The following is a 12,861-nucleotide window of genomic DNA, read 5'->3' on the forward strand; positions in this document are numbered from 1 at the left end:
CTCCTTGGCAAGAACGGACTTATGCGGATCCTTGCTGAACCCGGCCCTTTCGCGGCGGTTCCATCACCTTCGCCCGGTAGCTGCACAGATCGACCACCGGGCAGCGCCAGCATTCGGGGGTGCGCGCCTTGCAGATGTAGCGCCCGTGCAGGATCAGCCAGTGATGCGCATGCCGCCGGAACGGCTGCGGCACGCGCTTCTCCAGCTTGGCCTCGACCGCTTCGGGGGTCTTGCCCTTGGCCAACCCGGTGCGGTTTCCGAGGCGCAGGATATGCGTGTCGACCGCGAAGGTCTCCTGCCCGAACCAGCAATTGAGCACGACATTGGCGGTCTTGCGCCCGACGCCGGGGAGCCGCACCAGATCCTCGCGCGTGGCGGGGACCTCGCTGTCGTATTCCTCGACCAGCAGCCGCGAGAGCGCGATCACGTTCTTGGCCTTGGAATTGAACAGGCCGATGGTCTTGATGTGCTGCTTGAGCCCGTCTTCGCCCAGCGCGAGCATCTGCTCCGGCGTCTCGACGCTCGCGAACAGCGCGCGGGTCGCCTTGTTGACCCCGACATCGGTCGCCTGCGCGCTCAGCGCCACCGCGACCACAAGCTGGAAGGCGTTGCCATATTCCAGCTCGGTCTCGGGTTCGGGATTGTCCTCGGCGAGCCGGCGGAAGAATTCGAAGATTTGGTCGCGGGTCAAAGCTCGAGCACGTCGCGCATGGTGTAGCGGCCCGGTTCCCTCCCGGCGAGCCACTCCGCCGCGCGCGCCGCGCCGCGCGCGAAGATGCTGCGATCCTCGGCGCTGTGCGAAAAGGTCAGCCGTTCCTGCGAACCGGCCATGATGACGCTGTGCTCGCCTGCGACCGTCCCGCCGCGCAAGGCCGCAAAGCCGATCGCGCCCGCTTCCCGTTCTCCGGTGTGGCCGTCTCGTCCGCTCTCGCGGCACTCGGCCAGCTCGACCCCGCGACCGCGTGCGGCGGCTTCGCCCAGCAGCAACGCGGTGCCCGAGGGGGCATCGACCTTGTGGCGGTGGTGCATCTCGACGATCTCGATGTCCCAATCCTCGCCCAGCCGCGTGGCCGCTTCCTGCACCAGATGCGACAGCAGCGTGATCCCGAGCGAGGTGTTGCCGGTCTGGAGGATCGGCACCGCGCGCGCGGCGTCGTCGATCGCGCGGTGATGGCGCTCCTCGAGCCCGGTGGTTCCGATCACCAGCGGGATCCCTGCGCCGATGGCGGCGTGAAGATTGACTTCCAGACTGCCGGGAGAGGAGAAATCGACCAGCACATCGCTTGCATCCGCAAGCCGCGCGACATCGCCGCCCTTGTCCACGCCGCCCGCCAGCTCGTGCCCGAGCTCGGGCAGGATGGCGGCGATCGCCTGTCCCATGCGGCCTTCGCTGCCGACGATCCCGATCCGTACCATTGCCATTCCCCTAATCCGCATGCTTCATGGGGGACATGGCCCGCATGCGCAATATCGTCGTCCTGACCGGGGCGGGAATCTCCGCGGAAAGCGGGATCGACACCTTTCGCGACGGCGGCGGGCTGTGGGAAAAGCACCGGGTCGAGGATGTCGCCACCCCAGAGGCGTTCGCGCGCGATCCCGAACTGGTCCAGCGCTTCTACGACCTGCGCCGCGCCGCGGTGCAGACCAAGCAGCCCAATGCCGCGCATCATGCGCTCGCGCGGCTCGAAGCGGAATGGCGCGGCGAATTGCTGATCGTCACGCAGAATGTCGACGATCTGCACGAGCGCGCCGGAGCGAGCGGCGTGCTGCATATGCACGGCACCCACCTCAACGCCTGGTGCACCGCCTGCGATACGCGCCATCGCTGGGCCGGCACGCTGATCGAAAAGCCGCCATGCCCGGATTGCGGTGAAGCTTCGCTGCGGCCCGATGTCGTGTGGTTCGGCGAGATGCCCTACGAGATGGAGCGGATCTATGCCGCGCTGCGCGAGGCGGATATGTTCGTCTCGATCGGCACTTCGGGCGCGGTCTATCCCGCCGCCGGCTTCGTCCAGGACGCCAGCGAGCTCGGCGCGCGGACGCTCGAACTCAATCTCGAACGCAGCCAGGGCTCGCACTGGTTCGACGAAAGCCGGCAGGGCCCCGCGACGCAGCTGGTGCCGCAATGGGTCGACGAGCTGCTAGAGGGCGGCTGAGCCGCAGCCGCTGCAGGCGGGGTCCTTGGCGATGAGGAAACTGCGCATCGCGGGCGTCATGCCGTCGAGCAGATGGACCGTGCCCCATTGCGGATCGCCGAAACTGCTGACGCCGTCGAGCAGCACCCGCACCGCATGCAGCGCGGCGAAAGTACCGGTCCAGCCCGCCATCGCCCCGAGCATGCCATCCTCGGCGCAGCTGTCGCAATCCTCGGCGTCGAAGGCGTCACCGACGAAGCAGCGGTAGCAGGCCTGGTCCGCGCGGTGCCCGGCAAAGGCGCCGACCTGGCCCTGGAACCGGCCGACGGCGGCGCTGAGCAAGGGAACCTGCGCCGCAACGCAGGCATCCGAGACCGCCAGCCGGGTCGCGAAATTGTCAGTCCCGTCGAGGACCAGATCGGCGCCTTCCAGCAGGGCGGGGGCGTTGTCCGGCCCGATCCGGCCGTCGTGCAATTCGGCTTCGGTCGCCACATCGAAATTTGCCAGCCAGCGGCGGGCGGAGACGGCCTTGCCGTGCTCGATATCGCGGGTCGTGTAGATCGTCTGGCGCTGGAGGTTGCTGGCATCCACCTTGTCGCCGTCCACCAGCGTCAACCGCCCGATTCCGGCTGCGGCGAGATACTGCAAGGCGGGCGAGCCGATCCCCCCCAGGCCCACCAGCACCACATGCGATCGCTCCAGCGCCGCCTGTCCCGCGCCGCCGACTTCGGGCAGCACGATATGGCGGGCGAACCGGGCGAGTCGTTCGGGCGGGAATGGCCCTTCGGGCGGCTGCTTCATCCTCGGCCTCCCTACCGGTCGTGGTGATCGGGATGGCCGATCGGCCGTTCGCGCTTGAAGGTTCCCATTCCCGACCACCACATCGTCGCCAGCACTGCGCCCTTGGCGGGCTGGAGCAGGCCGAGCATCATCGCCATGGCCAGGGGAAGGATGACCGCCAGCGTGGCCCAGGACGACATGCCGAACTCGCCGATGAGCGCGATGATCAGGGGGGCCATCAGGTGTCCGGTCACGAAGATCGAAATATAGGCCGGAAAGTCGTCCGCCCGTTCGAACGACCAATCCTGCCCGCAGGCCCGGCAATGATCGACGGGCTTGAGCCATTTGCGGAACAGCGATGCCTCACCGCAACGCGGGCAGTTTCCGCGCAGGGCCCGCCAGACCGCTTCGCGCCAATTGAGAGGCAGGGTGGTCGGGTCGAGGCGAGAGCCGGTGCAAGGCGCCAGCGGAGCGAGAGGGGGCGCAGCGGTCATGCCGCTCCCCTACGCTGCGCCCCACGGCGCCGCAATCCCGCGATCAGCTCTCGAGCTGGCGCAGCAGGCTGCGGACATCGCCATCCATATCGGCGTCGCGGGTGCGCAGATCCTCGATCAGCCGAACCGCATGGATCACGGTGGAGTGATCGCGCCCGCCGAACTTGCGGCCGATCTCGGGGTAGCTGCGCGGGGTCAGCACCTTGGCGAGATACATCGCCACCTGGCGCGGACGGACCACGGCGCGCGCGCGCCGCTTGCTAGACATCTCGGAGCGGTCGATGCGGTAGAACTGGCACACCGTGCGCTGGATCTCGTCGATCGTGATCCGGCGGCGATTGGCCGAAAGGATGTCGGTGAGCTGCTCCTCGGCGAGCTGGAGCGAGACCTCCTGCCCGGTCAGCTGGGCATAGGCGATCAGCTTGTTGAGGCCGCCCACCAGCTCGCGGATGTTGCGGGTGATGGTGCGGGCGAGGAAATCGATCACGTCGTCGGGCACTTCGAGCGGCGCGAAGCGGGTCAGCTTGCTGACCAGGATCTTGCGGCGCAATTCGATGTCGGCGGCCTGGATGTCGGCGACCAGACCCATCGAGAGGCGGCTCAGCAGCCGGGGTTCGACCCCGTCGAGCGCCTGCGGCGCGCGGTCGGCGGCGAACACCAGCCGCTTGCCCTCGGCCAGCAGCGCATCGATCGTGTAGAGCAGTTCTTCCTGCGCGCTGGCCTTGCCGATGATGAACTGGATGTCGTCGACCAGCAGCAGGTCGAAGCTGCGCAGCCGGCCCTTGAACTCGATCATCTGGTTCTGTTTCAGCGCCTGGACGAATTCGACCATGAAGCGCTCGGCGCTGCAGTAGAATATCCGGCTGCGCGGATGCGCCAGCAGGAAGGAATGGCCGATCGAGTGCAGCAGGTGGGTCTTGCCCTGGCCGGTCGCGCCCTTGAGATAGAGCGGGGAGAACTGCGGCTTCTCGGGCGCGGCCATCCGCTGCGCGGCGTTGCAGGCCAGCACATTGGCTTCGCCCGTGACGAAGGCGGCGAAGGTCAGCGAGGGGTCGAGGCCGACGCTGGAGGTAAAGCCGGCATCGTTCAGCGTGTCGGCCGAGATGGCCATCATCGATTGATCGGCGCCGTCGTTGGCGGGGCGGCGGCCATCGGAATGCAATTGCAGATCGGCGACCTTGCGGCGGCCGGGGTGAACCGAAATCGCGATCTGGCGTACTTCGCCGCGCGCGATCTTCCACGCCAGCGACAGGCGATCGGAAAAGCGGTCGCGGACCCAGTCGGCGGAGAATTGCGTGGGCAGGTAGAGGTCGAGCGTCCCGGTGTCGCGATCGAGCGCGCCGACCTGGATCGGCTTGATCCACTGGCTGTGCAATTGCTGGCCCAGATCCTTGCGCAGGCCCTGGCTGATGTCGGCCCAATCGGCAGCCAGATTCACCGCCTCGAGGTCTTCCATGAGATCCTCCCGCCCGCTGCGTTTCACACCGGTTTGTTCCGTCAGCTTGCCCATCGTCTCGTCACCCAAAATCGTGCCGGCAAGCAGCGCTGCCGGCGAAGCGTTATCATGTCTGGCGAGGATGGAGACACAGCGTCGCCATTTCCCGGAATCGATCCTTCCGGGAACCCCCATCGTATGTACCAAATTGTGGAGCCCGGGCTGTCCCGCCCCAGGCAGAGCCATCTTCTAGGGTCAGCTTCGGATGAGTCGCAAGTGTGGATGCTGCAAAAAAAGCGAAATAAAACCGTTGACTCAACCCTAGCCCGCAGGCCGCCGTCGAACTCGCTGAAATCAAGGATTTTTAACTTATTTAAGCGCCTGAATCACGCGTTTCCAAGGAGTCGCGAGCACCGAACATGACGATTGGGTTTCACTCTGACGACTGAACAGACGGTCCACTTCGCACCCAAAACAAAAGGCCGCCGCGTTGCCGCGGCGACCTGCTGTCATTTGCCTGCTGTCGTCCGCGCCGGTGACGGCGAGACGCGAGCGATTCGGATCAGAGCGAGGCGACGCGCTTGCTCAGTCGGCTCATCTTGCGCGAGGCGGTGTTCTTGTGCAGCACGCCGCGCGCGACACCGCGGGCCAGTTCGGGCTGGGCCTGCTTGAGCGCCACCGTGGCCGCTTCCTTGTCGCCCGTCTCGCAGGCGGTCTCGACCTGCTTCACGAAGGTACGGATGCGGCTCTTGCGCGCGGTGTTGATCTCGGAGCGGCGGTCGTTGCGACGGATGCGCTTTTTGGCTTGCGGCGTATTGGCCATGGTCGTCCTTGTCTGCTCGGTTTCGTACGGCCGCATGGAGCGCGCCCGCCGAATCTGTCGAATCTTGCGAAAATCGGCGCATGACCGCCGGAAAGCGGGCGACATAGGTCGATGGGCGCGAATCGTCAATCCTTTGTTGGACAGGCGGTCCGCTAGCGCTGGCAGCGCGGGCAATACCAGGTGCTGCGCCCGCCCTGGACCAGCCGCCGGATCGTGCCGCCGTCATCGCGGTGGCAGGGCTGATCCGTGCGGCCATAGACGTCGAAGCGGGTGGCGAAATAGCCCAGCTCGCCATCGGGCTGGGCAAAGTCGCGCAAGGTGGAACCGCCGTCGCGGATCGACTGCTCGAGGACGTCGCGGATTGCGGGGACGAGGCGTTCGAGCTGGGGCGCGGTGACCTTGCCGCCCGCTTTGCGCGGGTCGATCCGCGCTCGCCACAGCGCCTCGCAGACGTAGATATTGCCCAGACCCGCGACCACGCGCTGGTCGAGCAGCATCTGCTTGATCGCGGGCCGGCGGCCCCTGGTTCGCTCGCGCAGCCAGGCTGCGGTCAGTTCCGGCCCCAGCGGCTCGGGCCCGAGGGCGGCGAAGGCCGGCCAGGCATCGAGCTCGGAGGCGAGCAGCAGATCGACCGAGCCGAAGCGGCGCGGATCGTTGAGCGCGAAGCGATGGCTCGCGGTCTCCAGCACCAGATGGTCGTGCCGCTCGTCCTCCTCAGGGTCGATCCGCCAGCGCCCGCTCATGCCGAGATGGAACACCATCGCATGATCGCGCGCGGTGTGGATCAGCCCGTATTTGGCGCGGCGCGAGAGCCCGGTGACCTGCGCTCCGGTCAGCGCCTGGACCAGGCCGGGCGGGAAGGGGCGGCGCAGATCGGGGCGGTTGACGGTCACCCGGGTGAGGGTCTGGCCATCGAGAAAACGCGCCAGACCGCGCACGGTGGTCTCGACTTCGGGAAGTTCGGGCATGGATGGTCTCTAACACCCTTTGCCCGCCCGGCAATTGTCCCTAAGGCTCGCCTCATGAACGACACCGTTTCCTTCGGCTATGAAGACGTCGCGCCCGAGGAGAAGACCGAGCGCGTTGGCGCGGTCTTCTCCAATGTCGCCGCCAAATACGACATCATGAACGACGCGATGTCGGGCGGGATGCACCGCTTGTGGAAGGATCGCTTCGTGGCGCGGGTCAAGCCGCAGCCGGGCGAGGCGATCCTCGACATGGCGGGGGGCACCGGGGACATCGCCTTCCGCATGGTCGAACGCGGCGCCGAGGTGACCGTCGCCGATATCAACCAGGACATGCTCGATGTCGGGATGGAGCGCGCGCTCGACCGCGGGCTGACCGGGCTCGCCTGGTCGTGCCAGAACGCCGAACTGCTGAGCTATCCTTCGCGGATCTTCGATGCCTATACGATCGCCTTCGGCATCCGCAACGTCACCCATATCGACCGGGCCCTGGCCGAGGCGCACCGGGTGCTCAAATTCGGCGGGCGGTTCTTCTGCCTCGAATTCTCGACCGTCGAATGGCCCGGCTTCAAACAGGCCTACGATCTCTATTCGCACAAGCTCGTCCCGCAGCTCGGCAAGGCGATCGCGGGCGACGAGGAGAGCTATCGCTATCTCGTCGAATCGATCCGCCGGTTCCCGCCGATGTCCGAATTCGAGAGCATGATCCGCGCGGCCGGCTTTACCCAGACGCGCGTCGAACCGATCATGGGCGGGTTGGTCGCGATCCATTCAGGGTGGAAAACCTGAACCCGTGACCCGTCCTGCAACCCATATCTGGCGCCTGCTCAAATGGGGCCGCACCCTCGCGCGGCACGGTGCGCTGCGCGGGATCGAGCGCGATCCCAACACTCCGCCGCAGGTCAAGCGGTTGGCGCGGATCGCGCGTTTCGGCGCTGCACAGCCCGCCCAGCCCGATTATGCCGACGCCTTCCGCGCGATCGGGCCCGCCGCGATCAAGCTGGGTCAGACGCTGGCGACAAGGCCGGATCTGGTCGGCGACGAGGCAGCGCAGAACCTGCTCAGCCTGCAGGACAATCTCCCACCGGTTCCCTTCGAACAGATCGAGGCGGCGATCGCCGCGACCTTTACCCAGCCGCTGTCCGACCTCTTTCTCGAGATCGATCCGGTTCCGGTCGGCGCCGCCTCGATCGCGCAGGTCCATCGCGGCATCACCACCGATGGCCGGACCGTGGCGATCAAGGTCCTGCGTCCGGGAATTCGCGAACGCTTCGAACGCGACATTAGCACCTATGAATGGGCGGCCGCGCATCTCGAGGCGCTGGGCAATGCCGAGGCGCGGCGGCTGCGCCCGCGGCTGACCATCGCCAATTTCAAGCGCTGGACCAATCGCGAGCTCGATCTGCGCCGCGAGGCGGCCTCGGCATCCGAGCTGGCCGAGGCGATGATCGGGACCGAGCGCTACACCGTACCCGCAATCGACTGGGACCGCACCAATGGCCGGGTCCTGACGATGGAATGGATCGACGGGATCAAGATCAGCCAGACCGAGCAGCTGATCGCCGCCGGTCACGATCTTCCCGATCTCGCGCAGCGGCTGGTCCTCGCCTTCCTCAAGCAGGCGATCAGCGCGGGCTTCTTCCACGCCGACATGCACCAGGGCAATCTGTTCGTGCGCGGCGACGGGACCATCGTGGCGATCGATTTCGGGATCATGGGGCGGATCGACCGCCAGGCGCGGCAATGGCTCGCCGAGATCCTCTACGGGCTGACCACGGGCAACTACCGCCGCGTCGCCGAGATCCATTTCGAGGCGCAATATGTGCCCTCGCATCATTCGGTCGACGAATTCGCCACGGCGCTGCGTGCGGTGGGCGAGCCGATGCGCGGCAAGCCGGTGAGCGAGCTGAGCGTGGGGCAGATGCTCGACGGGCTGTTCGCCATCACCCGCGATTTCGACATGCAGACGCAGCCGCATCTGCTTTTGTTGCAGAAGACCATGGTGATGGTCGAGGGGATCGCCACCCAGCTCGATCCCAAGATCAACATGTGGGATGTCTCCGCGCCCTTCGTGCGCGCCTGGATCCGCGACGAGCTGGGCCCAGAGGCCGCGCTCGCCGAGCGCATCCGCGCCGACACCGAAACGCTGCTGCGTCTGCCCGCGCTGGTCCGCCGGATCGAGGATCATTATCCGGCGCGCGGCGGGGCACCCGAACCACCGCCGGTTCCCGATATCGAGTTGATGTGGGAACGGCGCGAGCGTCGACGCAGCGAGGGCGGTGGCGCGATAGGCTATCTCGTCGCGGCGCTGGCCGGCGGCGCGGCGGTGTGGCTTGCAGCGGCCCAGGGATGGCTGACGTAGTTCAGCCGCGGCCCGCGTGGGACCGCTTCTCCCATTGGCAGCGCGCCCCGGCCCGGTTGCTCTTGGCCGTGCTGGCGGCCCTGCTCGCGCTGGCGGCCGTCACCCCGCTTACCTCCTCGATGGATGGCGAGGTCGCCAGTGTCCCTTCGCTCAGCCCCGATCGTGAGGTCACGAAGGATAGCGCACGCGACGACGATCTGGCGCTCTACGACCGGATCATCGAGCGGGTCGCGCGAGGCGAGAACTATTACGCCGTCGCCGTCGAGGAGCAGCGGCGCGGCGATTATCCGGTGCGCCCCGGCCTCGCCGTCCGGCTGCCGACTCTCGCTTTTTTCCATATCTGGCTGGGTGAAGAAATCCTCCAGGGGCTCAGCATCCTGCTGCTGGGCGCGGCGGCCTTCGCCTGGTGGAGGCGGCTCGGCGAGGAACCCGGGGGCGCGCGCTACTGCCTGATCGGTGCGACGCTGATGGTATTGGGCGGGTCGAACACGATCAACCGGTACTATTTCGTCCTGCACGAATTCTGGACGGGCATGCTGATCGCGCTGGCGCTGGCGCTGCATCGGCCCGGGCGCTGGCACGCTTCGCTGGCGGTTGCCGCGCTGGCGCTGCTGCTGCGCGAGCACGCGCTGCCCTTCGTCCTGCTGATGGCGGCCATGGCGCTGTGGCGGCGCGACTGGCGCGAAGGCTCGGCCTGGGTCCTGCTCATATTGCTCTACGCGGCTGTACTGGCGGTCCATCTGTCGACCGTCGCCGCCTATGTCGGACCGCAGGACCCGCTCGGCCCGACATGGCTGACGCTGGACGGCCTGGCGGGCTGGCTCTCGAAAATCGTTCTCTCGAGCAATTTGCGGTTCCTGCCGCACGCCATCGCGGGGCCGCTGGCGGTGCTCATGATATTCGGCTGGGCGGGGTGGAAAAGCGACGCGGGCCGCACCGCTAGCCTGCTCTATCTGGGCTACGCACTGGCATTCATGATCGCCGGACGAGCGAACAATTTCTACTGGGGTGCGGTGGTCGCTCCGGCGATGTTCATCGGCCTGGCCTTCGTGCCGATGGCGGCACGCTCACTGGGCCGCGCGGCGCTCGGCCGGGCCTAGAATCCGGCGCGTCGGCTGGGCCAGGCGCGGATCGCGAGCGCGAGCACCACGACATGCGCCATCTCGACCGCCATCGGCAGCCACCAGCCGTCGTAGCTTCCCTCGACCAGCAGGTTGATCAGCCGCCCGGTGAAAGCGATCGCGAACAGCGCGAGCGGTGCCAGCAGCAATTCCCCGCGCCGGCGCCAGGCGCCCCAGGCCATGAACAGCGCTGCCACAAAGAAGAAGGCGGTAAAGTCGGCGCGCAGTGCCGAGGTTCCTGCATTACCCGCGACCGTCAGGCCGAAGTCGGCGCCGGCTATCGCCGGATTGACCAGAAAGCCCACCCCCACCACCACGTCGATGACGGCCAGCAGGATAATGATGGCGCTCAGGATCAGGTGCATCGCGGATATCCCCCCGGGTCTGTTGGTCGGCACGTGGTTCCACCGCGTGTTTCGGCACGGTTATGCGCGTGCGGGCGTGTCCGCGCAAGCGAGCTCGGCCGCCAAGACTTGCTGGCGTTAGCGGGTCCGGGGCGCTAGCAAGCGCGGCGATGAGATCAGGGGACAACATAAGCGGGGCAGGGCCCGATATGCAGCCAAGCCTTCCGAAGTCTGGGTGCAAGCAGTGACCGCTTGGCGCATCCTGCTGGTGATCGGCGGCGGCATCGCGGCCTATAAATCCTGCGAGCTCGTTCGCCTGATCCGCAAGGCCGGGGGCGAGGTGACCTGCGTTCTGACCGAGGGCGGGCAGCAGTTCGTCACTCCGATGGCGCTGGCCGCTTTGAGCGAAAACAAGGTCTACACCTCGCTCTTCGACCTCAAGGACGAGGTCGAAATGGGGCATATCCAGCTCTCGCGCCAGGCCGATCTGGTGGTGGTCTGCCCCGCGACCGCGGGTCTGCTCGCCAAGATGGCGGCGGGGATCGCCGACGATCTGGCGACCACGCTGATCCTCGCGACCGACAAGCCGGTGCTCGCCGTGCCCGCGATGAACGTGCGGATGTGGCAGCATCAGGCGACCCTGCGCAATGTCGCGTGGCTGCGCCAGGCGGGCGTGGAGGTGATGGAGCCCGGCGAGGGAGCGATGGCTTGCGGGGAATACGGCCCGGGACGGCTCCCCGAACCGCCCGAGGTCCTCCAGGCGATCGCCGGATTGCTCGATCTCGATATTCCGGAGCTGGCGGCTCCTTCGAAGGCCATCGGACCAGTGACTGCGCGCGCCGGTGCCTATCGCGACGAGCTCGCTTCCGAAGCGCTCGAACCCGAACCCGAAGTCGAGAGCAAGGGCGCGTGGAATTCGCTGCTCTCCGCCCTCATTCCGCGCAGCACCGCGAAGCGCTCGCATGAGGAGATCGATGCCGAGCTGGATGCGCTGCCCGAGGGCGAGCCGCCCACCGACCCGTGGTTCGACGCCGGAAACCCGCAGGACGTTGGGGGGCCCGAGCCCGATCTGGGCGGACCCCTGCTGGCGCGCAAGGGCAAGGCTTCCGCTGCGGCCCTTGGCGATCATGCGGGGCTCGATTTCCCCTTCGCGGGAGCTGACGACGGGACCTGGCCGCAACCGCCGGCCGCGGCGCCGACCGATCCGCTAGCGGGACAGGCTGAATTCGATTCCGATCCCGAGCATCGTCCGCTGTATGGCAGACACGTGCTGGTCACCGCCGGACCGACCTGGGAGCGGATCGATCCGGTGCGCTATCTCGCCAATCGCAGCTCGGGCAAGCAGGGCTTCGCGATCGCCGCGATGGCTGCGGGGGCGGGCGCGCGAGTCACGCTGGTGGCGGGGCCGGTGCATCTGCCCACACCCATCGGGGTCGATCGGATCGATGTAGAAAGCGCAGACGAGATGGCAGCCCAGGTCAAGCGGGCGCTGCCCGCCGATATCGCCTTCATGGTGGCGGCCGTGGCCGACTGGAAGAGCAGCCATGTCGCGGGCGAGAAGATGAAGAAGCGCGGCTCCGCCCCGCCGGCGCTGATCCTCTCGGAAAACCCCGACATCCTCGCAACCATCGCCTCGGGTCGCGAACGACCGAACCTGCTGATCGGCTTTGCCGCCGAAACCGAGAACCTGCTCGAGAACGCCAAATCCAAGCGCAAGCGCAAGGGCGCCGACTGGATCATCGCCAACAATGTCACCGACACCGGCGATGGCGGGGTCATGGGCGGGGACAGCAATCAGGTCCAGATCGTCACCGAGGCCGGGGTCGAGACGCTTGCGCAGATGTCCAAGCCGGACGTGGCGCGCGAGCTTGTGCGGCGCGCGGCCGACACGCTGGCGGCAATGCAGGACGATCACGATGACTGATCCGGTCGGCGTACGCCTCAAGCGGTTGGCGCATGGCGAGGGGCTCGATCTGCCGGTCTATGCCACGCCCGGCGCGGCGGGGATGGATGTCGTCGCCGCCGAAGCGGTCGAACTCGCCCCCGGTGCGCGCCACGCGGTCGCCACGGGCTTCGCGCTCGCCATTCCGGAGGGGTACGAAATCCAGGTCCGGCCGCGCTCGGGCCTCGCGCTCAAGCACGGGATCGGCGTGCCCAATGCGCCCGGCACGATCGATTCCGACTATCGCGGCGAATTGAAGATCATCCTCGTCAACCACGGCGCGGAGAGCTTCGCAGTCGCGCGCGGCGACCGGATCGCACAATTGGTGCTGGCTCCGGTGGTTCGCGCCGGCTGGGAGGAAGTCGCCGATCTCGATGCGACCGAGCGCGGACAAGGCGGTTTCGGCTCGACCGGCGGGCACGCTGGGCTGAACTGAAGCGCGAAGCAGGCATGAAAAAGG

Annotated in this window: 14 protein-coding genes; 6 read left to right on the forward strand and 8 right to left on the reverse strand. The window is 67.2% G+C overall.

What is annotated here, in order from left to right:
* Positions 1 to 19: 19 nt before the first annotated feature.
* Positions 20 to 691, reverse strand: a complete 672-nt coding sequence (nth, locus tag ACQ5J0_RS08655) for an endonuclease III (RefSeq protein WP_462567059.1) — start codon at positions 689 to 691, stop codon at positions 20 to 22.
* Positions 688 to 1,416 (reverse strand): 4-hydroxy-tetrahydrodipicolinate reductase, encoded by a 729-nt coding sequence (gene dapB, locus ACQ5J0_RS08660; RefSeq protein WP_462570083.1) that lies wholly within the window; start codon positions 1,414 to 1,416, stop codon positions 688 to 690. The genes nth and dapB overlap by 4 nt, the downstream gene beginning before the upstream one ends.
* 35 nt (positions 1,417 to 1,451) lie before the next feature.
* On the opposite strand from dapB, the gene ACQ5J0_RS08665 reads away from it, so the two are divergent.
* On the forward strand, positions 1,452 to 2,156 hold the full coding sequence (locus tag ACQ5J0_RS08665) for an NAD-dependent deacylase (RefSeq protein ID WP_462567060.1): 705 nt from the start codon (positions 1,452 to 1,454) through the stop codon (positions 2,154 to 2,156).
* Here ACQ5J0_RS08665 and ACQ5J0_RS08670 read toward each other — a convergent pair.
* The 5 genes from ACQ5J0_RS08670 to mutM all read right to left on the reverse strand — a co-directional run bounded on the left by ACQ5J0_RS08670 (position 2,142) and on the right by mutM (position 6,635).
* Positions 2,142 to 2,936, reverse strand: coding sequence for a HesA/MoeB/ThiF family protein (locus ACQ5J0_RS08670; RefSeq protein ID WP_462567061.1), 795 nt, complete (start codon positions 2,934 to 2,936; stop codon positions 2,142 to 2,144). The genes ACQ5J0_RS08665 and ACQ5J0_RS08670 overlap by 15 nt on opposite strands.
* Positions 2,937 to 2,947: 11 nt before the next feature.
* Positions 2,948 to 3,409, reverse strand: a complete 462-nt coding sequence (locus ACQ5J0_RS08675) for a DUF983 domain-containing protein (protein ID WP_462567062.1) — start codon at positions 3,407 to 3,409, stop codon at positions 2,948 to 2,950.
* Between the two features lie 43 nt (positions 3,410 to 3,452).
* A complete protein-coding gene (gene dnaA, locus ACQ5J0_RS08680) occupies positions 3,453 to 4,919 on the reverse strand; it encodes a chromosomal replication initiator protein DnaA (RefSeq protein ID WP_462567064.1) in 1,467 nt (488 codons plus the stop codon).
* Positions 4,920 to 5,406: 487 nt separating this feature from the next.
* Entirely contained in the window at positions 5,407 to 5,667 is a 261-nt protein-coding gene (gene rpsT / locus ACQ5J0_RS08685; protein WP_462570084.1) for a 30S ribosomal protein S20, read from the reverse strand.
* 152 nt (positions 5,668 to 5,819) lie between these two features.
* Positions 5,820 to 6,635, reverse strand: a complete 816-nt coding sequence (gene mutM, locus ACQ5J0_RS08690) for a bifunctional DNA-formamidopyrimidine glycosylase/DNA-(apurinic or apyrimidinic site) lyase (protein ID WP_462567065.1) — start codon at positions 6,633 to 6,635, stop codon at positions 5,820 to 5,822.
* A gap of 54 nt (positions 6,636 to 6,689) precedes the next feature.
* On the opposite strand from mutM, the gene ACQ5J0_RS08695 reads away from it, so the two are divergent.
* The 3 genes from ACQ5J0_RS08695 to ACQ5J0_RS08705 are packed head-to-tail and all read left to right on the forward strand — an operon-like array spanning position 6,690 to position 10,094.
* Positions 6,690 to 7,421, forward strand: a complete 732-nt coding sequence (locus ACQ5J0_RS08695) for a class I SAM-dependent methyltransferase (RefSeq protein ID WP_462567066.1) — start codon at positions 6,690 to 6,692, stop codon at positions 7,419 to 7,421.
* 4 nt (positions 7,422 to 7,425) lie between these two features.
* A complete protein-coding gene (gene ubiB, locus ACQ5J0_RS08700; RefSeq protein WP_462567067.1) occupies positions 7,426 to 8,994 on the forward strand; it encodes a 2-polyprenylphenol 6-hydroxylase in 1,569 nt (522 codons plus the stop codon).
* Entirely contained in the window at positions 8,982 to 10,094 is a 1,113-nt protein-coding gene (locus ACQ5J0_RS08705; RefSeq protein WP_462567068.1) for a hypothetical protein, read from the forward strand. Before ubiB ends, ACQ5J0_RS08705 begins: the two co-directional genes overlap by 13 nt.
* Here the strand turns inward: ACQ5J0_RS08705 and ACQ5J0_RS08710 are convergent.
* Entirely contained in the window at positions 10,091 to 10,480 is a 390-nt protein-coding gene (locus tag ACQ5J0_RS08710; protein WP_462567069.1) for a hypothetical protein, read from the reverse strand. The two genes, ACQ5J0_RS08705 and ACQ5J0_RS08710, sit on opposite strands and share 4 nt — an antisense overlap.
* 223 nt (positions 10,481 to 10,703) lie before the next feature.
* Here ACQ5J0_RS08710 and ACQ5J0_RS08715 point away from each other — a divergent pair, with 223 nt between their 5' ends.
* Both ACQ5J0_RS08715 and dut read left to right on the forward strand, forming a co-directional pair.
* Positions 10,704 to 12,383 carry a bifunctional phosphopantothenoylcysteine decarboxylase/phosphopantothenate synthase gene (locus ACQ5J0_RS08715; protein ID WP_462567071.1) on the forward strand — a complete coding sequence of 560 codons (1,680 nt, stop codon included), beginning with the start codon at positions 10,704 to 10,706 and terminating at the stop codon, positions 12,381 to 12,383.
* The gene (gene dut, locus ACQ5J0_RS08720; RefSeq protein WP_462567072.1) at positions 12,376 to 12,837 is read left to right on the forward strand and encodes a dUTP diphosphatase; all 462 of its coding nucleotides are present in this window, start codon (positions 12,376 to 12,378) and stop codon (positions 12,835 to 12,837) included. Before ACQ5J0_RS08715 ends, dut begins: the two co-directional genes overlap by 8 nt.
* Positions 12,838 to 12,861: the final 24 nt, after the last annotated feature.

It is taken from the genome of Qipengyuania sp. SM2512 (assembly GCF_054954005.1).